Source organism: Nonomuraea cavernae, from assembly GCF_040655715.1.
GTDB classification, from domain to species: Bacteria; Actinomycetota; Actinomycetes; order Streptosporangiales; family Streptosporangiaceae; genus Nonomuraea; species Nonomuraea cavernae_A.
Genome location: NZ_JBFAKL010000025.1, coordinates 89,555 through 111,516, shown reverse-complemented (window position 1 = coordinate 111,516; position 21,962 = coordinate 89,555). Strand labels below are relative to the sequence as shown.

Genomic DNA, 21,962 nt, shown 5'->3' with positions numbered 1-21,962 from the left:
TCAGTGCGGACGAGCGCCCGGCCCCGCTCCCCTCGTGCCCGGAGTGCCCGTGTTCGGAGGGCCCGTGTTCGGAGGGCCCGTGCCTGGAGTATTCGTGCCCGGTGTGGGCTGGACGGGCAGCATCCGGTGGGCCCATCCGTACGCGGCGGCCGCGAGCAGCAGGAGCACGAGGCACACCGTCCAGGGCGCCTCGTAGCCGTCGGTGGCGTCGGCCAGCGCGCCGAAGCCCCAGGGCGCGACCAGGGTGCCCGCGTAGTAGCCGGTCATCGTGACCCCGGACGCCCGGCCCACGGACTCGGGCGCCCGGTCGATGACGACCGCGTGCGTCAGCCCGGCGCCGGCGAGGTTCGCCGACACGCCCAGCACCGCCCCGGCCGCCAGGAGAGGCAGCCACCAGCGGGCCCCGGCGAGCACCCCGGCGACGCCCACCGCCGCCACCACGCAGAGCAGCGCGACGAACACCGCCCGCCGCCGCGCCCCCAGCCGGTCGGCCCATCGCGCCGCGCCGAGCATGCCCGTCAGGCCGAACGCCGTCCCGGCGGCCATGAGCGGCCCGGCCTGCGCCAGCGGCAGCCCGGCCTCGTCGTGCACGTACGTCACCATCCATGACTGCAGCGGCTGCGTGCCGCAGATGAACAGGAAGGCGGCGAGGGGCAGCGTCCAGAAGCCCCGCCGCAGGGGCGGCTCCGGGCGGACCGTGACCGCGGAGCCGCCGCTCCGGGGCAGGACGAGCAGCACGGCGAGCGCCGCGACGCCGCCCGCGACCGCCAGCGCCCAGGCCACCGCGCGCCAACCGGCCGTTTCGGCCCATCCGCCGCCCAGCGCCAGCACGCTCGCGATCGCCGGCACACCAGCCGTCTTGAGAGTCAGCGCGAACCCGCCGATACCCGGCCGGACGACCGCCATGACCGCGAGGTTGGTGCCCACGTTGCCGAACGCGTAGGCGGCGCCGGCCATCACGGCCACGACCGCCAGGACCGGATAGCTCCCCCACAGCGCGGCGGCGACCCCGCCGAGGGCGACGGTGACCATGTTCAGGGTCAGGCAGCGCCGGGCGCCGAGCCGCGCCCCCCAGCGGGCCGCGAGCAGCGACGTCAGGCCGGTGAACCCGAAGAACAACCCGATCAGCAGGCCCAGGCCCGCGCGGCTGACGCGCAACTCCTCCTGCAACGCCGGACCGACGAACCCGAACAGGAAGCCGGGGCCGGCGCCGAGCCCGATGGCCAGGCTGCACACGGTGATCACCGCCCACATCCCCCGGCCGCGCGGAGACCGCCCGCCCGCCGCCCGAGCCTCGGCCGTGCCCCGCTCGGGACCGGCCGGGCGGGAGCGAGTCAGAACGCCCCGTCGCTCAGGCCGTCATTCAGGCCATCGCCCGGACCGACACCCGGTCCCTGGCTCAGACCGTGGCCCGGACCGACGCCCGGATCGTGGCCCGGATCCGCGGTGACGTCTGTGGACACCGTCCATACGCACGGCATGTCCGGCGCGGCCGGCGGCGCGACCGTCCAGGCTCGCCCGCCGTGGGTGTCGATGGTGCGCACGCACCGGGCGCAATATCTCGGCCGTCCCGCCGGGACTCCCGGCACCTCCCCTTCGGCCACCGTCGCCGTCGCGGGGTTGTCGCGCCAGTACCGGCCCCCGCTGCCGCAGGCGTGGCGGAACGTCGTCGTCGCGCCGTCGGCCTCGACGGTGCCCACCGAGCCGTGGGCGCGCAGCAGCGCCGCCACCTCGCCCGCGTCGACGCGCGTGCCGACCAGCTCGTCCAGCCCGACGGTGGCCTCGCCGATCAGCAGGGAGATGACGTCGTCGAGGGCGCGGTCGCCGGCCGCTATGTCCAGCAGGCCGGCGATGAGGGAGATCAGCCGGTCGTGCAGCTGCCGCCACCGGGCGTGCTCCTCCTCGACCAGCGCGAGGACGGCGTCCGCGGGCGGTGGATCCATCAGGCGCAACCGCTCCGGCAGGGGCGTCAGGTGCGGAGGGTCGGCAGCCACGGGGTCTCCTCTTCGGCTCGGGTACGGCTCTTCGGCGCGGTGACTCTCCCGCGCGAACACCTCTTCACGCGGACGCCGTCACGTCAGTCGGTTACGACGTCAGCGCAGGTACGACGCGACCAGCTCGTCCGAGGCCAGTAGTTCGTCCGAGGCCCGGTCGAGCTCGTTGCGCCCGTTGCGCATGACGTACGTACGGTCGGACACGCGCAGCGCCGACGCCTGCTGCTCGACGATGAGGAAGGTGACTCCGTCGTCGCGCAGCTCGCGCACCACCTCGAACAGGTCGTGCACGATCCTGGGCGCCAGCCCGAACGACAGCTCGTCGATCAGCAGCAGCCGGGGCCGGCCCATCATCGCCCGGGCCAGGGCGAGCATCTGCTGCTGCCCTCCCGACAGGGAGGACGCCGAGGCCGTCAGGCGTCCGGCCAGCTCGGGGAAGACGCCCAGGACGCGGTCGCGGTCGGCGCGGACCCGCGCGGCGGACGCCTTGCGGCTCGCCGTCCCGAGGTGGAGGTTCTCGCCCACGGTCAGCGTCTGGAAGATGCCGCGCCCTTCGGGCAGCTGGCACAGGCCGAGCGACGCGCGCTTCTCCGGTGTCGTCTTGAGCAGGTCGGAGCCGTCGAAGCGGACCCGGCCGGACCACAGTGGCACCACGCCGGAGAGCAGCCGCATCAGCGTCGTCTTGCCGGTGCCGTTGGGACCGAGCACGGTGATGATCTCGCCTTCGGCCACGTTCAGCGAGACGCCGTGCAGGACCTCCAGCCGCCCGTAGCCGGTGCGGGCGTCGTCAATCTCCAGCAGCAAAGTCGGCTCCTAGGTAGGCCTCGACAACGACGGGGTCGCGCAGCACGTCCGCCGGGGCTCCGGACTGGATGATGCGGCCGAAGTGCAGGACGGCGACCGCCGGGCAGAGCCGGGTGATCAGTTCGAGGTCGTGCTCGATGATCAGCACGGCCGCGTCGTGGTCCGCCGCCCAGCTGGTGAGCCCGGTGACCAGCCGGTCGACGTCCTCCGCGCCGAGACCCGCCGCCGGCTCGTCCAGCAGGAGCAGCCGGGGCTCGTTCAGCAGCCCCCGGGCGACCTCGATGATCTTCTGGCTGCCGATGGGGAACCGGCTCGCGGCGCGGTCGGGGTGCTCGCCCAGCCCGAACGTCTCCAGCAGCTCGCGGGCCTGGCCGCGCAGCCGTCTCTCGTCGCGCCGCGCGGCCGGGAAGCCGAACAGCTCGGCCAGGTGCCCGCCGCGGTAGTGGCGTCCGGCGCCGGCCAGCACGTTCTCGGTGGCCGACAGGTGCGGGATCAGGCGCGGCGTCTGGAAGGTGCGCGACACCCCGAGCCCCGCGATCTGGTGGGCCGATCCGCCCACGACGCTCTGCCCGCCGAGCCGCACGTCCCCCCGGTCGGGGCGCAGGTAGCCCGAGATCACGTTGAGGCAGGTGGTCTTGCCGGCGCCGTTGGGGCCGATCAGGCCGGTGAACCCGGGCCGCACCGGCAGCGTGACGTCGTCGAGGACGACGTTGCCACCGAACGACATCCGGATCCCGTCCAGCTCGACGACCGGGTGGCCGGCGGCGGAGTCCGGCGTCGCCGGGCCCGCTGAGGTGTCGATGGACCTCATCCACTCACCTCCGAACGCGTCGACCCGGTCCGTCGCGCGAGCAGCCGCCCGATCGACCGTGAGTCTCTGAATGTGGCGAACAGGGAGACGAGCCCGCCGGGCAGAACGGCGATCGCCACCATGAGGACCACGCCGTAGGCGATGGCCTGCAGGTCTCCCAGGTCCTGGAAGAGCTCGATCAGCACCACCGCGAACGCCGCGCCGATGAGCGGCCCCCAGTGTGAGCCCGCTCCGCCCACGAACACCATGACGAGCATCGGGACCAGCAGGTTCATCTCGAACATGGCCGGGAACACGAACGTCTGCAGCTGGCCGTACAGCGATCCGGCGATGGCGGCGATGAAGCCCGACAGCCCGAAGGCGAGCAGCCGGTATCTCAGCGCCGAGATTCCGAGCGACCCGGACAGCTGCCCCAGGTGCCGCACGGCCTGCAGGGTGCGGCCGAACCGCCCGATGAGCGACCTGCGCACCAGGAAGAAGGCGACGGCGGCGACGGCGAGGGTGATGAAGTACGTCGACGCGCTGCCATTGATGCCGGGCAGCGTGAACACTTCGACGTTCAGGCCGCCTCCGCCGCCGGTCACCGCGCGTGCCCCCTTGAGCAGCTCGACGATGGCCATTCCCAGCGCCAGGGTGGCGATGGCCAGGAAGAAGCCCGTGAGCCGGATCGCCGGAAAGCCGATGAGCACGGCCAGGCCGCCCGCGGCGAGCCCGACGAGCGGAATCGTGACGAGGAACGGCACCCCCTGCTCCATGGCGATCGCGCTGCCGTACGCGCCGATCGCGAACAGCGCGGCGTGCGCCAGCCCGATCTGACCCGACCAGCCCACGAGCAGGTTGAAGCCGAGGGTGGCGACGGCGTACACGAGGGTGAGGTTCAGCACGAACAGGAGGTAGGAGTTGAGGACGAAGGGCGCCGCGAAGAGCAGCAGCAGCGCCACGACCGCCACCAGCCCCTTGGTGCGCTGAACGGCGCGTGCGCTCTGGTCGGTGACCGCCTCGGCACCGGCGATGGCCATGGTCGGATCCTCCGTGTGCGTGGTCGTCGCTGTGGCCCGTCCCGGCTCAGACATCTCTCAGCCTCATCCCCTTGGTGAATCCGCCGGGGCGGAGCATGAGCACCAGGAAGACGGCCAGCAGAGCGACGGCGAACTGCGCCGACGTCGAGATGTAGGTGCCGACCAGCTGCTGGATGATGCCCAGCGCGAGACCTCCGGCGAAGGTGCCGAACAGCGAGACGAAGCCGCCCATGGTGGCGGCGACGAACCCGTAGATGATGAGCGAGGCCGCCGAGTGGGTCGAGACCAGCGTCGACTGGGCCTGCAGCATGACGGCCATGCTCGCGATGAGGCCGCCCAGTCCCCAGGCGATCGCGGACAGGCGGCCGGCGTTGACGCCGACCAGCCGCGCGGTCTCCCGGTTCTCGGCCACGGCCCGCATCTGCGCGCCCATCGGCGAGCGGAAGAAGGCGGTGATGCCGATCGCGCCGAGCGCGCCGGCCGCGATGGTGACGATCTGCGCCCAGCTGACGTCGAGGCCGCCGAGGTCGAGGTGGTTGCCGGACCACGGGGCGGTGAAGCTGCGGGGTTCGTGCCCCCAGATCAGCCCGATGAGGGCGTTCAACGCCAGGGACAGGCCGATGGTCATGAGGAGCAGCGGGAAGTGGCCGTACTTCGCCAGTTTGCGCATGAGCGCCAAATCGATGACGATCGCGAGCAGCGTGCCGATGACCAGGGTGACGACGACGGCCGGCCAGAACGAGATTCCGGCGGCGTTCAGCACCGTGCCCACGTAGGTGGCCACCAGGCCGATCTCCGCCATCGCGAAGTTCGGGACGTCGGCCGCCTTCATCACCACCACGATGGCCAGGCCCAGCAGCGCGAACCAGCTTCCGGACTCCAGTCCGCTGAGCACTGTCTGCAACATGTCTCTCCGCTTCGGTGCAGGACGACTGGGGGGACCGGCCGGCGCGGGCGGTGCGCGCCCGGCCGGCCGAGCGGCCTACTTCGGCGGCGTGAATTTCTGCAGGACCGTCCACTTGCCGTCCTTGAACTCCGCCAGGCCCGCCTGCTGTGCGCAGGTGTGGCCGTCGGGCAGCTTGCCGCAGGCGATGTCCGGGATGGAGCCCAGCGAGATCGGGTTGTCGGCCAGGCTCTCGGCGGTCTTGTTGAAGTTGGCGTAGGAGACGTCGTCGCCCAGCCGCTTGACCAGCTCGCCGAAGGCCTTCAGGAAGCTGTAGGTCTGCAGCGAGAAGCCGCTTTCGCCCTGCTGGCCCTGGTACTTCTTGGCGAGCGAGCGCCAGTGCTCGACGCTCGGGTTGTCGGTCGAGACGACGTCGGCCTGCATGCCGCCGATGAAGCCCTCGGCCGCGGCGCCGGCGGGTCCCACCGCGCTCGTGCCGCCGGTGCCGGCGCCGCCCTGGTCGGCGAAGACCGGGATGGTGATGTTGCGCTGGCGCAGGTGCTGCAGGATCAGGGCGGCCTGGTTGTTGTCGGTCGCCAGCAGCAGCGCCTCGGGCTTGGCCGCGATGACCTTGTTCACCGCCGAGCTGACGTCGGTCGAGCCGGGCTGGACGTCCTCGTTCGCCACGATCTTCACGTCGGGGTGCTTGGGCATCTGGAGGTCGAGCGCCAGCTTCATGGAGACGCCGAGGTCGTTGTCCTGTTTGATGACCGCGAGCTTCTTGGAGCCCTGCTGGGCGAAGTAGTCGATCGCGACCTGCTGCTGGCTCGCCCGGGTGGCGCTCAGCAGGTAGACCTCCTGCTGCTTGGGGTCGGCCGGGGAGACCGGGCCCCAGACCGGGGTGCCGTTGTCGGCGATGAAGGACCACGTGCCCGGCAGGCCCTGCGAGCCGGACGGCGCGACCAGCGCGTACACCTTCTCCTGGGAGACCAGGCGGCGCACGTTGGTGACGACGCGGTCGGGCGTGAAGCCGTCGTCGAGCAGAACGAGCTTGACCTTGCGGCCGTTGATCCCCCCGGCCGCGTTGATCTCGTCCGCGGCGATCCGCAAGCCGGCTTCGAGGCCCTGCCCGGCGACCGCCGCCGTGCCCGTAAGGGGAAGGGTAGCGCCGAGTGTGATCTCGTCTGTGGTGATTCCTGGGGGCGTCTCGCCCGAGCGGGCGGGCACGCCGGCGTCGCTGGAGACGTTTCCGCAGGCTGATGCGAGTACGGCGACCAAGAGTGCCGCTGCGACCATGTGTGGCTTGCGAGCCATCCGGTCCTCCGAAAGGGCCGTGGGGGGAATTGGTGTTACGCGCGCAACGTCCCGTTAATCTATGAAGCTCGCCTGAGCGTCGTCAATAGCCTAACGACGACCACACCATCGAGTGGTGAGCCAGTCGCCTGAGACGCGGCCCGGCCGAGCCCCGAGCGCCGGCGCCTTCACCATGATCTTCCCTGTTATTCTAGTGCTAGAATACGGCCATGGAGTTGACCCCGTCCGAGCTGACCGTGCTGGGCTTGATCATCGAACGGCCCCGGCACGGCTATGACCTGGAGCAGGAGATCGAGCAACGCGGCATCCGGCAGTGGACCGACATCGGGTTCTCCTCGATCTACTACCTGCTCACCAAGCTGGAGAAGCGAGGCTTGGTCCACGTCCCGGAGGCTCCCGCCGCCGCGAAGTCCCGCCGCGTCTTCCACTCCACGCCCGCCGGACGCGAGGTCGCGGCGAGCAACGTGCTCGCCCTCATTGAGGCGCCTCGCCCGGTTCCGCACCCGCTTCTGGTCGGCCTCGCGAACCTGCCCCTGCTCACGGAGGAGGACTACGCACAGGCGCTACGCGTCAGGCTGGCGCGAGTGGAGCAGCGTATCGCCTCGGTCCGGGCGGCCGAGCGAGCCCAAACCCCCCTCCCGCCGCCGGCGCGCGAGGTGTTCTCGTACTCACTGAGCCTCCTGGAGGCGGAAAGGTCGTGGCTCGTCGAACGAGCCCAGGTGCCCGATGACGAACAAGGCTGACTTCAAGAAGAGCATTGACGCCTACCAGGCGAAACAAGGCCGGTTCCAGATCACGGAGGTACCCGATCTGCGATACCTCATGATCGATGGCCATGGTGACCCGAACACCTCGGTGGCCTTCTCCGACGCGGTCGAAGCGCTCTATCCGGTGGCCTACAAGCTGAAGTTCGCCAGCAAACGAGACCTTGACCGCGACTACGTCGTCATGCCCCTGGAAGGTCTGTGGTGGGCCGGTGACATGGACGCGTTCACGGCCTCACGTGACAAGTCTCGCTGGGACTGGACCTTGATGATCATGGTTCCGGACTGGGTGGACGAGAGCATGTTCACCACTGCCGTCGAGCGGGCCGGGGCCAAGAACGGGCCGGCACGCCTTGATGACGTCCGTCTGGAGTCCTTGTCCGAGGGGCGCTGCGTGCAGACGTTGCATGTCGGTTCGTTCGACGACGAGGCCGGCGTGCTGGCGCGGATGCATCACGAGTTCATCCCGGACAACGGGTTGCACATGGTGGGCAAGCATCACGAGATCTACCTCAGCGACTTTCGCAAGACCGCACCCGAGAAGCGGCGCACCATCCTCAGGCAACCGGTCAGCGCGGCTGCCGTTCCAGCGGAATAGGCAGGTCCGCAGCGAGAGGCCGGCCGCGCTCGGCGGCACCGTCTGTCCGGCGAAGGCTAGCCGTACGAAACTTCCGGCGCTAGGGTCCTAGTGACGCTCGATCGCCCGAAACGCATCAGGCCGTAACGAGGCCGCGGCGCGGGCGTCCCCTCGTCGACATGGAGGACTGGTGACAGCAGGACGGATCGGAGTCCTCACCTGCCGCCCGGCGCATAACCCCTGGACGATGGGCCACGACGGTAAAGAGCTATCGACTATGACGCGCCGTCGTGGCTGGCGGCCAGCCGATCGAAGGGCGTCACCAGGGTGATCTCACTCGCGGCGGGAACCGTACTGGATGCCGGTCCCGCGCAGGTCCTCCAGGCGGCGAGCAGCGCCGGGTACGACGCGGCGGGACTGCGGGTCGACCCGGCGTCCGTCAGCCTGGCCGAGGCGGCGCGGCTGCGCCGCCAGGCCGACGACAGCGGGCTGGCGGTGCTCGACGTCGAGGTGGTGCGGCTGCGCCCGGACAGTCACCTGGACGACCAGCGGCGGCTGCTCGACCTGGCCGAGGCACTCGGCGCCAGGTTCCTGCTGACCGTGAGCGAGCACCGGGACGAGGCCGCCACGGCGGCCGGCCTGACCCGGCTCCACGAGGCGGCGCGGGGCCATACCACCCGGATCGCCCTTGAATTCATGCGGTTCACCGGTGTGCCAACCCTGGCCGCCGCGCTCGCCCTGCTGGACGGGAACGGCCTGGCCGACGCCGTCGTGGTCGTGGACGCGCTGCACCTGCACCGGGCCGGGGAGCCACCGGAGGATCTCGCGGCCGTCCCGGCGGAACGCATCGGATACGTGCAGCTCTGCGACGCGCCGGCGCACGCGCCGCAGGGGCTCGACGCGCTGTCCTGGGAGGCGAGGCACGACCGCCTGGCCCCCGGCGAGGGCGCGCTGCCCCTCAGCCGGCTGCTGGCCCAGGTGGGTCCCGCCGTCCCGCTCAGCGTCGAGGTGCAGTCCGACCGGCTCACCGCCCGGTCGGACCACCTCTCCAGGGCCAGGCACCTGCTCGCCGGCACCCGCCGGGTGCTGGCGTCCGCCGGCCGGCCGGGCCGCTCGGCGATCTAGCTCAACGATCTAGCTCAACGATCCTGCTCGACGATCACGGACGACGATCCAGGACGAGGTAAGACGAGGTAAGGAGTGTCATGGCAAGAGTTCTCGTGACCGGTGGCGGGTCGGGGATCGGCGCGGCGGTCTGCCGCCACCTGAACGACACCGGGTGGACCGCCATCCCGGCCGACCTCCGCCCGCCCGAGGGCGGGCTGGTCCTCGACACGACCGACGAGACCGCGTGGGAGCGGGCGCTCGACGCGGCGGGCCCGCTCGACGGCCTGGTGAACTGCGCCGGGATCCGCAGCCGGGTCGACATCGCCGACCTGGACCTGGTGGAGTTCCACCGGATGCTCGACGTGCACGTCGTCGGCACGTTCCTCGGCATCCGGGGCATGGCGCGGCGCTGGGCGGCCGAACGGCGCACCGGCGCGGTGGTCAACATCGCCTCCGTCGTGGCCACGAACGCCGTCGCCGGGCAGATCCACTATGTGGCCGCCAAGGGGGCGATCGCCGCCATGACGCGGGCGGCCGCCGTGGAGCTGGCCCCGGTCGGCGCGCGGGTGAACGCCATCGCCCCCGGCGTCATCCGCACCCCGATGACCGCCGACCGGCTGGGCGATCCCGGCCAGACGGCCTGGCTGATGTCCCGTGTGCCGGCGGGCCGGGCCGGGGAGCCGGAGGAGATCGCCACCGTGGCCGCGTTCCTGCTGTCCGACGCCGCGTCGTACGTCAACGGGGTCCTGCTGCCGGTCGACGGCGGATGGACGGCGAGCTGACGTGGGCGCCGCCTTCGCGTTCGCGTTCGCGGCGGACGCGGACGTCCCGGGCCGCAAGGTGATCGTGACCTGCTGAGCGACGCCGGCGCGGGCCGCGCCGGCGCGCTCGGCCGAGCTCAGTCGTGCGTGACCTCGACCCGCCGACGCGCTCGGCCGAGTTCAGTCGAGCGTGACCTCGACCCCCTGGTCGAACACCTGGATGGCGCCGGACGGGCAGCTCCGCGCGATCTCGACGAGATGGTCGTCGCCGAGCGCGCTCACGCCGGCCACGGGCTCGGCGATCTCGTCGTCGTCGAACCGGAAGGCCGCCGGCGCGTCCGCGACGCACTTGCCCGAGCTGATGCAGACGTCCTTGTCGACCCGTACCTCGAAACCCATCTGCTCCCTCACCTGATCGCTGCCGAACTCTATGCCCGCCCGGTGCCCGCTCAGCCCAGCAGGGCCGGGTAGGTGCCCCAGTACGGGCGCTGCGTGTGGGCGTCGCGCTGCGGCGGATTCGCCGGGTCGCGCCGGACTCCCTGGTTGAACAGATACTGCACCGCGCCGGGCACGAGGCCGAACAGGTGGGTGCCGGGGTCGGTGTCCGTACGCGGCACCACGCCGGCCGCCAGGTCCTGCCCGATGCACACGTGGATGCCGGCGGCGAACGACAGGCCGAACGGGCCGACGCCCGCCGGCAGCTCGCGGTAGGGGTTGAAGTCCGCGGCGTCGGGCCCGAACACCTCGGGGTCGCGGTTGACGGCCTGCAGGTCGATGATGACCTTGGCGCCCTCCGGGATCTCCGTTCCGGACTTGAGCGACACGGGAGCCAGCGCCCACCTCATGCCGACGGGGCTGGAGGGGTTGAGCCGGACGGTCTCGTGGACGCACCGCTGCACGAACAGGGGGTCGGTGGCGACGCGCCCGGCGTCCTCGGGGTGGTCGGCCAGCCAGCCCAGGATGTGGTCGATGGACCGTACGAACGCGGTGGCGCTGGTGTGCGCGCCGGCCAGCAGGAAGAAGGCGATCTCGCGCCGCAGCACGTAGGCGGGCAGGTCGAGCTCGGCGTTGCCGCGCAGCAGCGTCATGAGAACGTCCTTCGGCAGGTCGTTCTCGGTGATCTCACCCGCCTCCAGCGCCGCCAGCGCCTCCTTCCGCCGGGAGATGGACGGCTGGAGGAACTCCTCGTCCCACTCGTCGAGGGCCTGGCTGATCCTGGCGGCCAGGGCCTGCTTGTCCTCGGTGGAGTGCGCGAGCGTCGCGCCCTTGATGAACCACTGCATGTAGTCGTAGAGCCGCTGGGTCTCCTCCGCGGTGCCCTCCGGCCGGTCGATCCCGGCGGTCAGCGCGGCCAGGTTGAGCATCAGCTCGTGACCCAGGTGCACCAGGTCGACGCCGCCCTTGACGACGTACGGCGCCAGGGTCCGCTCCGTCACCTTGGGGAACAGGTCGCGCTCGTAGTGGTCGAAGGTCTCGCGGCGGAAGATGCGGTTCTCGACCCGGCGGCGTTTGCGGTGCTCGGCGCCGTGCAGGTTGACCAGGACGTCGCTCATGACGACCTCTCCCTCGTCGTACAGCGCCTGCCTCAGGTCCTTCTGGCGGTATACGTCCTTGGCCGCCTCGAAGCTGCTGATGGTGAACGTGGCGACGCTGGCTTCAGGGGTGATCATGCGCGACTTCCTCCGGATCGGGCCTGGCGTTCAGCATGTAGTCGGTAGAACACTCACGTCAATACTTTCTCAGCGGTTAACCCTAAAGATCGCGGGCAGGCGCGGAATGCTGCGCACAAGGGTGGTTAGAACCCTTGACACTAATGACCCTGGTGGGGGCGAAATCCGCCACCGGGCCGGCGCCGAAAGCCGTGGTCAGCGCAGCAGCCGCAGCACCTCGTCGCCGAGCGGGACGCCCAGCTCGGCGCGCCGCTCCCGGTAGCGCTCGACGTTCGCCAGCTTGACGCCCTCGTAGCCGCGCACCAGCTCGGCGGACTCGGCGACGGCCACCGCCCGGTCGTGGCCCTCGGCGTCGAGCGTCCGCGCCAGCTCGGTGACCACGGCCTCGTACTCGGCCGCCAGCGCGCGCTCGACCCGGCGGACGCGCGCGTATCCGAACGGGTCCAGCGGCGTGCCCCTCAGCACGCGGCCCCTCGCCAGCCCGCGCAGCACCGGCCGGAACCAGGGACCCAGCTTGAGCTTGCGGCCGACCCCCATCGACCGCAGCATCGGCGGGTGCAGGTTGTAGGTCGCCTTCGTGGCGCCCGGCGCCTGCGCGGCGACCGCCGCCTCCATGGCGGGGTGGGTGAGCAGCCGGGCGACCTCGTACTCGTCCTTGTAGGCCCACAGCCGGTGCGCGCCCCGGGCCACGGCCTCGCCGAAGGCCGTGGCCTCGCCCACGGCCCGCTCCGCCGTCCACGCGGCCTCGACGAGGCCGGCGTAGCGCCGGGCCGCTGCGGCGCCGGAGTGCGCGCGGAGCTCCGCCGCCCTGATGCCCGTGAGCCGGGCGGTCTCGCCCCGCATCGGCCTGCCGGTCAGGAACTCCGCCCCGTCGGGTACGGCCGGCCGCGCGGGCCCGCCGGAGCCCTCCGAGACGGCGCGCGTGAACGCGGCGGGGTCGGCCACGCTGACCCGGCCCCAGCGGAAGGCCGCGGTGTTGAGATCGACCTTCACCCCGTTGAGCGCGATCGCCCCCTCGATGGCCCGCGCGGTCAGCGGCAGCGCCCCGGCCTGGAACGCGGCGCCGACGACCAGCAGGTTGGCCACGTCGGTGGAGCCGAACAGCGCCTCGGCCGCACCCAGCGCGTCCAGCTCGTGCAGCGTGGACGTGGCGCCCCGCAGCCGGGCCAGCATCGGCTCGGTGTCCGGGTAGGTGACGCCGGGGTCGTACACCATCTCCCCCGTCGGCGTCCGGCTGGTCGAGACGATCGCGACGGTCCGGCCGGGATCGCCCAGGGCCAGGTGTCCGGTGGCGGTGGCCACGAGCAGATCGAACGCCAGCACCGTGTCGGCCCGGCCGGCGCCGACCCGGTTGGCCGGCTCACCGTCGCCGGTCGAGAGCCGCAGATGTGACGTCACCGGGCCGGCCTTCTGCGACAGGCCGGTCTGGTCGAGACCGGTGCCGCGCAGCCCGTCGTGCAGCGCGGCGGTGGCGAGGACGGCGTTGACCGTCACGATGCCGGTGCCGCCGATCCCGGCCAGGAACACGTCGAACGTCGGGCTCGCCACGGGCAGGGCGGGGTCGGGCACCGCCGGGGGCTCGGGCCGCGCGCCGGAGGCGCCTGTGCGGGACGCGCCGGTCCGCACCGTGACGAACGACGGGCAGTCTCCCCGCAGGCAGGTGTAGTCGGTGTTGCAGGAGGTCTGGTCGATCCGGGTCTTGCGGCCCAGCTCGGTGTCGACGGGCTGCACGGACAGGCAGTTGCTCTGCACGCCGCAGTCGCCGCACCCCTCGCAGACGCTCTCGTTGATGACCACGCGCTCGCCGCGCTCGGCGAGCGCGCCGCGCTTGCGCAGCCGCCTGGCCTCGGCCGCGCACTGCTGGTCGAAGATCAGCACGGTGACGCCCGGGACGTCGCGCAGCAGCCGCTGCGCCTCGTCGAGCCGGTCACGGTGCCAGACGAGGGTTCCGGGCGCGAACCGGTCCCGCCTGGCGTAGCCGCGCGGCTGCTCGGAGCAGACGATGATCCGCGACACGCCCTCGGCGTGCAGTTTGCGGGTCAGCGCCGGGACGCTCAGGCCGCCCTGGGGGTCCTGTGCGCCGGTCATCGCGACGACCTGGTTGTAGAGGATCTTGTAGGTGATGTTCGCCCCGGCCGCCACGCAGGCCTGCAGCGCGAGCTGTCCGGAGTGGAAGAAGGTGCCGTCGCCGACGTTCTGGAAGATGTGCGGCACGTCGGTGAACTGCGCCTGCCCCAGCCACTGGACACCCTCACCGCCCATCTGCGTCAGCGACGTGACGTGCGAGGTCTCACGGTCGGCGATCGTGACCATGGTGTGGCAGCCGATGCCGCCGGCGCCCAGCGACCCCTCGGGCAGCACCGTCGACCGGTTGTGCGGGCAGCCGCTGCAGAAGTACGGCTTGCGGGCGGCCACCGGGGTCAGGCTGAGCGTCATCCGGGGCGCCGGCGGGGGCGGCGCCAGCTCGACCCGGCCGGTGAGCAGCCGGCGCAGCGGTCCGGCCAGCCGGTCCGCGGTCAGCAGTCCGCCGGCGGGCACCAGCGCCCTGCCGTCGGCGTCGCGCTTCCCCAGCACCTCCGGCGCGCCGGGCGAGCCGTACAGGAGGTCGCGCACCTGGCTCTCCACGAAGGCGGTCTTCTCCTCCACGACGACGATCCGGCGCAGTCCGCGCGCGAACGACCGCAGGGTGGCCGCCCCGAGCGGGTACGGCATGCCGATGCGCAGGAGCCGGATCCCGGCCCGTTCCAGAGCTCCGTCGTCCAGGCCGAGGTCGAGCAGGGCCTGCCGCACCGCGTCGTACGTCGCCCCGGGCGCCGCGATCCCGAGCCAGGCGTCCGCGGGGTCGATCTCGACCACGTCCAGCGGGTTGGCGGCGCCGAACGCCTCGACCATCGCCCACCTGGGGCCGAACAGGTCGTCCTCGGCGAGCAGGCTGTCGGTCGGCGAGAGCAGGGTGCGCTGCCGGTAGGTCCAGGGCCGCCCCTCCCACTCGATCGGCGGGATCTCGATCCGCAGGCCGGCGAAGTCGCGGTCGACGGTGAAGATCCCGTCCGCGACACCGCTGACCACCTTGACGCCGACCCAGCAGCCGGAGGCCCGGGACAGCGCGATGCCGTACAGCCCGAGGGTGACGAGCTCTCCGGCGTCGCGCGGGTAGAGCACCGGCAGCCCCATCGCGGCCAGCGCGCGCTCGCTGACGCACGGCAGCGTGGACGACGACGACGCGGGATCGTCGCCCGCCAGGGCCAGCACCCCGCCGCGCGGGTCGACGCCGTAGGTGGAGGCGTGGCGGATCGCGTCGCCCGACCGGTCGACGCCGGGGCCCTTGCCGTACCAGATGCCGACGACGCCGTCATGGGTCCGCCGCCCGGCGGGCAGCGTGGTCTGGCTGCCCCAGACGGCCGTCGCGCCCAGTTCCTCGTTGAGACCGGGCAGCAGGCGCAGGTCATGCTCCTCGCGCAGGGACTTCAGGCCCGCGAGCGTCTTGTCGAGCCCGGCCAGCGGGCTGCCCTGGTATCCGGACACGAAGGTGGCGGTGCGCAGGCCGGCCCGTCCATCGCGCTCGTGCTGCTCGGCGATCAACCGGGCGACGGCCTGGACGCCCGTCAGCAGCACGCGACGGGCTCCCGGGCGGTAGCGGTCGGCGAGACTGATCCGGGGCTCCGCACCGGCGACGGGCTCGGCGGTCTGGGTCACGGCGCCCTCTTTCATCAAGCTGAGATAGCTGACTTATTTGTGCGCTAATGTGCGGTTTGAGCATCCAGCTAGTCAACGTTCTTCCGGAATTTTGAGCATGCTGCGCAGTCAGCGCCCACCGCGAGCGATGACAGGTGAGCACAGCGACCAGCATCGACCGGCTCGGCGCGGAGCTCCTGATCGCGCCCTCGGCAAGCCCCCGGGCAGCCTCAGGAGGCGTCGCGGGAGCGGATGGCCTCGGTGCGGATCTTGGCGAGATGGGCTTCAAGCGCCGCGACGTCGAACGGGACGGCTGACGCCTCCAGCTCATTGCCCAGGGCGTCCAGCATGTCCATGCCGCCCTGGCTCGCGGCGAACTCCTCGTCGATCGGGCGGATCAGGCCGCCGATGGCGTCCTCGGCCCGGTGACGCATGAAGAGGATCCGCCACTGCCCGAGGAACAGGCGGAACTCCTCCAGCCGATCGTTCGCCTCGGCGATCTCGGAAAGGATCTCACGGAGTGTCAGGTTGACCCACTGTGCCCTGGCCGACATCTCCAGCACGCTGCCCCGCATGGCATCGCAGAGCAGAGGCACATCGTGCAGCGCGGTCCGCGGCGCGACGCCGTCCACGACCTCGGCGGCGAACGCGGCGACCATGTCGTTGTGCAGGCTCGCCAGCGCGATCCCGAGCCGCAGATCCGTGACGTTCGAGCGCAGCTCGGTGAGCCTGGACACCAGTCGCTCCAGCGTGGTCACGGCGGTGCGGGTCGGCTTTGCCATCACCCGGGCGACGTTGGACAGCACCGGCGCGGTGTCGGCGACCAGCTCGGAGGCCTCCTGGGGACTTCGCGGCGCTTCGTCCCAGGGCGTTCGGCCGCCTCGGACTCGACCTCGGCGACACGCTCGTACACGTCCTTGACCCGTTCGAGCAGCTCGGCCCGGGGCGCCATCCGGACCGAGAGGAAGCCTCCCGCGGAGGGGGTCATGGTGGCGAAGACCCAGTAGTGGCTGCCGTCCTTGGCCAGGTTCTGCATGTAGGCCCCTGCCGGACGCCCGGCGAGCAGGCGTTCCCACAGCGCCATGAAGACCCCGGCCGGCATGCCGGGGTGACGCACGATGCGGTGCGGGGCGCCGACGAGCTCATCGAGGGAGAACCCGGAGGTCTTGACGAAGACCGAGTTGCCGGCCCCGTCGGCCCTCATACCGGATCACACGACACCGCCCGCGTCCGGCTGACGCCTCGTGAGCCCCGCTACGCGGAGGCCGGCGCCGTCACCCGCCGTTCGGCCAGCGCGTCGAGCTCGGCCTCCGTCAGCTTGAGCACGTCCGCCAGCACCTCCCTGGTGTGCTCGCCGATGGCGGGGACCCCCTCGTAGACGGGTCCCTCATAGCCGGCCAGGTGCAGGACGGGCCCCGGCATCAGGACCGACCCCAGGATGGAGTTGCCCGTCAGCTCCACCAGCGTCCGCTCCCGGAAGTGCGGATCGGCCAGGACGTCGCTCGCGTCGTTGACCGGCGCGGACACCACCTCGAACGTGTCCAGGACGGCGAGGATCTCGTCACGCGGACGGGACGCGACCCAGGCGGTCACCTCCGCCTGGACGGCCTCGTTGTTGGCCATCCGGTCGGCGTTGGTCGCGAAGCGCGGATCCTCGATCAGCTCCGGGCGGCCCATGGCGTCGAACAGCCGCTTGGCGATGCCCTGGTTGGACGCCGCGATGGACAGCCAGCGGCCATCGGACGCCTGGTAGATGCCGCGCGGCGAGGCGGACCCGGTGCCGTTGCCCTCACGTCTCTGGATCTCCCCGGTGGCCTGGTACTTCAGGACCAGGTCGCCCAAAATGAACAGCAGGGGCTCGTAGAGCGCGACGTCGACGACCTCTCCGGTGCCGGCGCGCTCTCTCTTGAACAGCGCCATCGCCGTGCCCATCGCGGCGGAGATCCCCGCGATCGAGTCGGCGAACCCGAACGGCGGCGAGGTGGGAGGCGTGTCGGGCCAGCCGTTGATGAAGGCGAACCCACTGGCCGTCTCGGCGACGGTCCCGAAACCGGGCCGTTCCCGGTAGGGGCCGGTCTGCCCGAACCCGGACACCCGCGTCAGGATCAGCCCCGGGTTGTCCTGCGACAGCGCCTCGTAGCCGAGGCCCCAGGCCTCCAGGCGCCCCGGGCGGAACGACTCGATGACGACGTCGACGGAGGCCGCGAGCCGGCGCACCAGCCCACGGCCCTCATCGGTCCGCAGGTCGATGCCGACCGAGCGCTTTCCGGCGTTGAGACGGGTGAACCCGAGGGACAGTCCGTCCTTCTGCGGCGTCCAGTGCCGGGCGAAGTCGCCGGTCGACGGATCCTCCACCTTGATGACCTGGGCGCCGAAGTCGCGCAGCATGCGTCCGGCCGTGGGCGCGGCGTACATCGTGCCCAGTTCGAGCACCCGGATGCCGTCGAGCGGCCCCGTTTTCATCTGCTCGTTCACCTGCTTGTCCTCTGCTTCACGGCGTGCTCAGACCCGCCACTGGATGTGCTTGACCTCGAGGTACTCGCGCATGCCCCACTCGCCCAGCTCACGGCCGAGTCCGGACCGGCCGTACCCGCCGAACGGCGCGTCCGGGCGCATGCTCCCGCCACCGTTGATCCACACGGTGCCCGCGCGCACCCGCTCGGCGACGCGCCTCGCCTCCGCGGGGTCGTCGCACCAGATGTTGGCCGCCAGCCCGTACGGGGTGTCGTTCGCCAGCCGGATCGCATCCTCGGTGTCCTTGAACGGCATGATCACCGCTACCGGCCCGAAGATCTCCTCCTGCACGGCACGGGCGTCGGCGGGCAGGCCGCCCAGCAGCACCGGATTGACGAACCAGCCCTTGTCCGGCAGTGGCCGGGTCACCTCCAGCAGCTTCGAGCCGCCCTCCGCGACCGCCTGGTCGATGAAGCCGCGCACGCGCTGCTGGTGGTCGGGCCGGATCATGGGGCCGATGTTGGTGGCGGGGTCCCACGGATCGCCGACGATCATCTGGTCGAAGGCCGCGGCGCCCGCCTCCAGGAACTCGTCGTAGGAGCTCTCGTGGACGAGCAGCCGGGCCAGCGCCGCGCAGCCCTGACCCGCGTTGCGCGACCAGCGGAGATGCATCTCGACAGCGATCTTGCGGACGTCCACGCCGGGCATGACGATGTTCGGGGACTTGCCGCCGAGTTCGAGCGTCACGCCCTTGAGGGTGGGGGCCGCCTGGGCCATGATCTGCGCGCCGACGCCGTCGGAGCCGGTGAAGGAGACCCGGTCGACGCCGGGGTGCGAGGAGAGCCGCTTGCCGACGTCCGCCTGGCCGATGATCACGTTCATGACGCCCGGGGGCAGCCCGGCCTCGCGGATGAGCTCCCCGAGCAGGAGCGTCGTCAGCGGGGTGCGGGGAGACGGCAGCAGCACGACGGTGCAGCCGGCGGCAAGGGCCGCGCCGAACTTGAACACGGCCAGGTTGAGCGGGTAGTTGTAGCCGGTGATGGCCGCCACGACGCCGACCGGCTCGTGCACCACGTCGCTCATGGTCGGCACCGGCTCGTTCCAGCCGCCGAGGTGCTGGGTGCGGTCGATCTTCGCCGCCTCCGCCGCCCATCGCAGGTGCTGCTCCACCGCCATCCTGACCTGCAGGTACGACGCCAGCGAGACGGGTGTGCCGACCTCGTTGACGATCGAGGGCAGCAGCCGGTCGGCGGCGGCCTCAAGGACGTCGGCGAGGCGGTGGATGTGCCGGGACCGCTCCTCGCCCGACAGCCTGGACCAGGGGCCGAACGCCTCGCGGGCGGCGGCCACGGCCGCGTCGACCTGGTCGGCCGAGGCGCCTCCGACGTTCGCGATCACCTCTTCCGTGGCCGGGTTGTACACGTCCCAGCGCTCCCCCTCGGGCTCGACCATCCGGTCGCCGATGGTGAGCCGCCTGACCGGGGGGATCCAGTCGCGCATCGGGTGGGCAGCGTCTGTCTGGGTCATCGCGCGCCTTCTTCACTCTCGCCCGGCTCAGCCGGCCTGGTCATCATCAAACCGACTCGTTTGCAGAAGCAGACCAGCACGTCGTGCTGGTTGTAACCCCGGTGCTCGAACCACACGATGCCGGAGTCGTCCCGGCTCTTGGAGAGCCGCTTGTCCACGATGGTCGTCTCGGCCCGCAGCGTGTCACCATGGAACACCGGATGCGGGAAGGTGATCTCGTCGTATCCGAGATTGCCGAGCGTCGTGCCCATGGTGAGTTCGGGGACGTGGAAGGCCCCGATCAGGGCGACGGTGAACAGGCTGTTGACCACCCGCCGGCCGTGGATCGTCTTCTTGGAGAACTCCTCGTCGAGATGCAGCGGCTGCAGGTTCATGGTGAGCGAGGTGAACATGATGTTGTCCATCTCGGTGACGGTCCGGGTGAACGGATGCCGGTAGACCCGGCCCACCTCGAACTCCTCGAAGTAGAGTCCGCGCATCATCGCCCTGCCTCCTCGTGCGTCTCCTCGCGTGACTCCTCGCGTGACTCCTCGCGTGACTCCTGGTGCGCGCGGGCGCTCTCCAGCCAGAGCAGCGCCTTGTCGTAGTGGGCCCGGTCGATGTGCAGCCCCCGGTAACGCAGGGCGCCGCTGCCCTCCCGCGCCGCCCGCTCGTAGGCGGAGACCATGCCCTGGTAGAAGTCGATCTCCTCGGGTGAGGCGGAGAACACCGAGTTCAGCACCGGCACGTGGCTCGGGTGGATCGCGATCATGCCGCGGAACCCGAGCCGGCGTCCCTGGCGGGCGAAGGTCTCCAGGCCGTCCAGGTCGTCGATCCGCTCCCAGAGGCCGGTCAGCGCGTGCAGCCCCGCGCCCCGGCAGGCGAGCAGCACGCGGCTGCGCAGGTACAGCGTCTCCAGGCCCTCCGGCGTCCATTCGAACCCGACCTCGCGAGCGATGTCGGCGTGCTCGGCGGTGGGGCCGATCATCGCCCCGACCCGCGGGGAGGCGGCGGCGATCTCGGCGCAGTTCTGGATCGCCTTGACCGTCTCCACCGGCACGATGTACTCCAGGCCGGTCACCCCGTTGCGATGCTCGAAGTGATCGAGGAGCGTGTCGTATCTGAGCACGTCGGTCGCCCGCTCGATCTTGGGGGCGAAGACGACGTCGAGGCCGGGCACGACGACCTCTTCGAGGTCGGCTCCGGTCAGGCGGGTCGACAGGCCGTTGACCCGCACCCCGATGCCGACCGTGGCGTCGAGCGAGCGCAGGCGCCCGATCGAGCCGGCCACCGCCGCTCTGGCGGCGGCCTTCTCCCCGGCGGGTACGGAGTCCTCAAGGTCCAGGATGATCGCGTCGGCGCCCGACCTGAGCGCCTTCTCCGCCCAGGCCGGCTTGTGCCCGGGGACGAAGAGGATGGATCGGTACGGCCTCATCAGTAGCTCCTGGGCAGGCCGAGAACGTGCTCGGCCAGGTAGTTGAGCACCATCTCCTGGCTGATCGGCGCGATCCGCATCAGCCGTGCCTCACGGAAGTACCGCTCCACGTGGAACTCCTTGCTGTATCCGTAGCCGCCGTGCACGGAGATGGCGACGTCCGCCGCGTGGAATCCCGCCTCCGCGGCCAGGTACTTCGCCTCGTTGGCCTGTTCGGCGTGCGGAAGGTCGTTGTCGATGAGCCAGGCCGCCTTCTGGCACATCAACTCGGCCGCGTCGAGCCGCATCCGGGCCTCCGCGAGCTGGAAGGCGATGCCCTGGTTCTGGCCGATCGGCCGGCCGAAGACGTTGCGCTCCTTGGCGTACTCGGTCGCCCGGCGCAGGGCCGCTCTGCCGAGGCCGAGCGCGGCGTTCGCCGAGATCACCCGTTCGGCGTTGAGCCCGGCGAGGATCGCCTTGAAGCCCTGCCCCACCTCGCCGATGACGTCCTCGTCGGGGACGAACAGGTCGTCGATGAACAGTTCGTTGGTGTCGACCGCGTTGCGCCCCATCTTGGGGATCCTGCGGATCGTGATCCGTTCGCGGTCCAGAGGGGCGAAGAAGAGCGTCATGCCCGCCGTCCGCTTCGGCGAGTCCTCCCGCCGCGACGTGCGGCAGAGCAGGAAGAGCCGTTCGGCCTCCTGCGCCTTGCTGATCCACACCTTCTTGCCGGAGACGAGGAAGCCTCCGTCGACCTTGCGGGCGAAGGTGGAGATGTTGGTGGTGTCGGTGCCCGCGTCCGGCTCGGTCACCGCGAACGACACATGCAGGTCGCCGGCCACCGCCCGGGGCAGGAACCGCCGCTTGAGCTGCTCGCTTCCGTACTTGATGAGCGACTCGAAGCCGAAGATGCCGATGTGGACCGCGGTGCAGCCGCCCATCCCGGCGCCCGACGCGGAGATCTCCTGCTCGACGATCGCCGCCTCGGTCACGCCGAGCCCGCCGCCGTCGTACTCGGTGGGGATGGTCAGCCCGAGCCAGCCGCTCTTGGCGATGGCGTCGTAGAACTCCCAGGGGAATTCCTTGTTCTCGTCGCGCTCCATCCAGTACTCGTCCGGGAAATCCGCGCAGACCCTGCGGACGGCCTGCCGGATCTCCTCGTGAAGAGGGTCAGCGCGGAAGTCCATGGTGTCCTCCACTCTCTCTGCT

At 71.2% G+C, this 21,962-nt stretch carries 21 protein-coding genes; 4 read left to right on the top strand and 17 right to left on the bottom strand.

Annotated elements, in window-relative coordinates:
* The 7 genes from AB0I38_RS30585 to AB0I38_RS30555 form a co-directional block, all read right to left on the bottom strand.
* Positions 1–1,245: an MFS transporter gene (locus AB0I38_RS30585; RefSeq protein ID WP_358486285.1), complete on the bottom strand. Its 1,245-nt coding sequence runs from the start codon at positions 1,243–1,245 to the stop codon at positions 1–3.
* An 89-nt stretch (positions 1,246–1,334) separates the two neighbouring features.
* Positions 1,335–1,994 carry a hypothetical protein gene (locus AB0I38_RS30580; protein ID WP_358486278.1) on the bottom strand — a complete coding sequence of 220 codons (660 nt, stop codon included), beginning with the start codon at positions 1,992–1,994 and terminating at the stop codon, positions 1,335–1,337.
* A 99-nt stretch (positions 1,995–2,093) separates the two neighbouring features.
* Positions 2,094–2,798, bottom strand: coding sequence for an ABC transporter ATP-binding protein (locus AB0I38_RS30575; RefSeq protein ID WP_358486274.1), 705 nt, complete (start codon positions 2,796–2,798; stop codon positions 2,094–2,096).
* On the bottom strand, positions 2,782–3,609 hold the full coding sequence (locus AB0I38_RS30570) for an ABC transporter ATP-binding protein (protein WP_358486269.1): 828 nt from the start codon (positions 3,607–3,609) through the stop codon (positions 2,782–2,784). Before AB0I38_RS30570 ends, AB0I38_RS30575 begins: the two co-directional genes overlap by 17 nt.
* Positions 3,606–4,628, bottom strand: a complete 1,023-nt coding sequence (locus AB0I38_RS30565; RefSeq protein ID WP_358486262.1) for a branched-chain amino acid ABC transporter permease — start codon at positions 4,626–4,628, stop codon at positions 3,606–3,608. The genes AB0I38_RS30570 and AB0I38_RS30565 overlap by 4 nt, the downstream gene beginning before the upstream one ends.
* Positions 4,629–4,674: 46 nt before the next feature.
* The gene (locus AB0I38_RS30560) at positions 4,675–5,535 is read right to left on the bottom strand and encodes a branched-chain amino acid ABC transporter permease (protein ID WP_358486252.1); all 861 of its coding nucleotides are present in this window, start codon (positions 5,533–5,535) and stop codon (positions 4,675–4,677) included.
* Between the two features lie 75 nt (positions 5,536–5,610).
* Positions 5,611–6,825 (bottom strand): ABC transporter substrate-binding protein, encoded by a 1,215-nt coding sequence (locus AB0I38_RS30555; RefSeq protein WP_358486245.1) that lies wholly within the window; start codon positions 6,823–6,825, stop codon positions 5,611–5,613.
* A gap of 209 nt (positions 6,826–7,034) precedes the next feature.
* Between AB0I38_RS30555 and AB0I38_RS30550 the strand changes: the two genes are divergently transcribed.
* From AB0I38_RS30550 to AB0I38_RS30535, 4 genes are all read left to right on the top strand, one after another.
* Positions 7,035–7,568, top strand: coding sequence for a PadR family transcriptional regulator (locus AB0I38_RS30550; protein ID WP_358486241.1), 534 nt, complete (start codon positions 7,035–7,037; stop codon positions 7,566–7,568).
* The gene (locus AB0I38_RS30545; RefSeq protein WP_358486234.1) at positions 7,552–8,187 is read left to right on the top strand and encodes a GyrI-like domain-containing protein; all 636 of its coding nucleotides are present in this window, start codon (positions 7,552–7,554) and stop codon (positions 8,185–8,187) included. The genes AB0I38_RS30550 and AB0I38_RS30545 overlap by 17 nt, the downstream gene beginning before the upstream one ends.
* Before the next feature lie 306 nt (positions 8,188–8,493).
* Positions 8,494–9,291, top strand: a complete 798-nt coding sequence (locus AB0I38_RS30540; protein ID WP_358486226.1) for a sugar phosphate isomerase/epimerase family protein — start codon at positions 8,494–8,496, stop codon at positions 9,289–9,291.
* An 80-nt stretch (positions 9,292–9,371) separates the two neighbouring features.
* Positions 9,372–10,055 carry an SDR family NAD(P)-dependent oxidoreductase gene (locus AB0I38_RS30535; RefSeq protein ID WP_358486220.1) on the top strand — a complete coding sequence of 228 codons (684 nt, stop codon included), beginning with the start codon at positions 9,372–9,374 and terminating at the stop codon, positions 10,053–10,055.
* A 159-nt stretch (positions 10,056–10,214) separates the two neighbouring features.
* Here the strand turns inward: AB0I38_RS30535 and AB0I38_RS30530 are convergent, their stop codons facing one another.
* The 10 genes from AB0I38_RS30530 to AB0I38_RS30485 form a co-directional block, all read right to left on the bottom strand.
* The gene (locus AB0I38_RS30530; protein WP_358486214.1) at positions 10,215–10,433 is read right to left on the bottom strand and encodes a ferredoxin; all 219 of its coding nucleotides are present in this window, start codon (positions 10,431–10,433) and stop codon (positions 10,215–10,217) included.
* A gap of 50 nt (positions 10,434–10,483) precedes the next feature.
* Positions 10,484–11,704, bottom strand: a complete 1,221-nt coding sequence (locus tag AB0I38_RS30525; RefSeq protein WP_358486206.1) for a cytochrome P450 — start codon at positions 11,702–11,704, stop codon at positions 10,484–10,486.
* Between the two features lie 195 nt (positions 11,705–11,899).
* Entirely contained in the window at positions 11,900–15,400 is a 3,501-nt protein-coding gene (locus AB0I38_RS30520) for an indolepyruvate ferredoxin oxidoreductase family protein (RefSeq protein ID WP_358486198.1), read from the bottom strand.
* A 209-nt stretch (positions 15,401–15,609) separates the two neighbouring features.
* A complete protein-coding gene (locus AB0I38_RS30515) occupies positions 15,610–16,161 on the bottom strand; it encodes a hypothetical protein (RefSeq protein ID WP_358486196.1) in 552 nt (183 codons plus the stop codon).
* Complete coding sequence (locus AB0I38_RS30510; protein ID WP_358486194.1) at positions 16,161–16,583, bottom strand: PAS domain-containing protein; 423 nt, start codon at positions 16,581–16,583, stop codon at positions 16,161–16,163. Before AB0I38_RS30510 ends, AB0I38_RS30515 begins: the two co-directional genes overlap by 1 nt.
* A 50-nt stretch (positions 16,584–16,633) precedes the next feature.
* A complete protein-coding gene (locus AB0I38_RS30505; protein WP_358486192.1) occupies positions 16,634–17,854 on the bottom strand; it encodes a CaiB/BaiF CoA transferase family protein in 1,221 nt (406 codons plus the stop codon).
* 27 nt (positions 17,855–17,881) lie between these two features.
* Positions 17,882–19,360: an aldehyde dehydrogenase family protein gene (locus tag AB0I38_RS30500; RefSeq protein ID WP_358486189.1), complete on the bottom strand. Its 1,479-nt coding sequence runs from the start codon at positions 19,358–19,360 to the stop codon at positions 17,882–17,884.
* Positions 19,357–19,842 carry a MaoC family dehydratase gene (locus AB0I38_RS30495; protein ID WP_225263988.1) on the bottom strand — a complete coding sequence of 162 codons (486 nt, stop codon included), beginning with the start codon at positions 19,840–19,842 and terminating at the stop codon, positions 19,357–19,359. Before AB0I38_RS30495 ends, AB0I38_RS30500 begins: the two co-directional genes overlap by 4 nt.
* Complete coding sequence (locus AB0I38_RS30490; RefSeq protein WP_358486181.1) at positions 19,839–20,774, bottom strand: HpcH/HpaI aldolase/citrate lyase family protein; 936 nt, start codon at positions 20,772–20,774, stop codon at positions 19,839–19,841. Before AB0I38_RS30490 ends, AB0I38_RS30495 begins: the two co-directional genes overlap by 4 nt.
* Complete coding sequence (locus tag AB0I38_RS30485) at positions 20,774–21,940, bottom strand: acyl-CoA dehydrogenase family protein (RefSeq protein WP_189128079.1); 1,167 nt, start codon at positions 21,938–21,940, stop codon at positions 20,774–20,776. Before AB0I38_RS30485 ends, AB0I38_RS30490 begins: the two co-directional genes overlap by 1 nt.
* Positions 21,941–21,962: the final 22 nt, after the last annotated feature.

Coding starts and splice junctions, on each gene's coding strand:
- AB0I38_RS30570 (WP_358486269.1), bottom strand. CDS start 3,609: ATGAGGTCCATCGACACCTCAGCGGGCCCGGCGACGCCGGACTCCGCC.
- AB0I38_RS30565 (WP_358486262.1), bottom strand. CDS start 4,628: ATGGCCATCGCCGGTGCCGAGGCGGTCACCGACCAGAGCGCACGCGCC.
- AB0I38_RS30560 (WP_358486252.1), bottom strand. CDS start 5,535: ATGTTGCAGACAGTGCTCAGCGGACTGGAGTCCGGAAGCTGGTTCGCG.
- AB0I38_RS30555 (WP_358486245.1), bottom strand. CDS start 6,825: ATGGCTCGCAAGCCACACATGGTCGCAGCGGCACTCTTGGTCGCCGTA.
- AB0I38_RS30550 (WP_358486241.1), top strand. CDS start 7,035: ATGGAGTTGACCCCGTCCGAGCTGACCGTGCTGGGCTTGATCATCGAA.
- AB0I38_RS30545 (WP_358486234.1), top strand. CDS start 7,552: ATGACGAACAAGGCTGACTTCAAGAAGAGCATTGACGCCTACCAGGCG.
- AB0I38_RS30535 (WP_358486220.1), top strand. CDS start 9,372: ATGGCAAGAGTTCTCGTGACCGGTGGCGGGTCGGGGATCGGCGCGGCG.
- AB0I38_RS30530 (WP_358486214.1), bottom strand. CDS start 10,433: ATGGGTTTCGAGGTACGGGTCGACAAGGACGTCTGCATCAGCTCGGGC.
- AB0I38_RS30525 (WP_358486206.1), bottom strand. CDS start 11,704: ATGATCACCCCTGAAGCCAGCGTCGCCACGTTCACCATCAGCAGCTTC.
- AB0I38_RS30515 (WP_358486196.1), bottom strand. CDS start 16,161: ATGGCAAAGCCGACCCGCACCGCCGTGACCACGCTGGAGCGACTGGTG.
- AB0I38_RS30510 (WP_358486194.1), bottom strand. CDS start 16,583: ATGAGGGCCGACGGGGCCGGCAACTCGGTCTTCGTCAAGACCTCCGGG.
- AB0I38_RS30500 (WP_358486189.1), bottom strand. CDS start 19,360: ATGACCCAGACAGACGCTGCCCACCCGATGCGCGACTGGATCCCCCCG.
- AB0I38_RS30495 (WP_225263988.1), bottom strand. CDS start 19,842: ATGATGCGCGGACTCTACTTCGAGGAGTTCGAGGTGGGCCGGGTCTAC.
- AB0I38_RS30490 (WP_358486181.1), bottom strand. CDS start 20,774: ATGAGGCCGTACCGATCCATCCTCTTCGTCCCCGGGCACAAGCCGGCC.
- AB0I38_RS30485 (WP_189128079.1), bottom strand. CDS start 21,940: ATGGACTTCCGCGCTGACCCTCTTCACGAGGAGATCCGGCAGGCCGTC.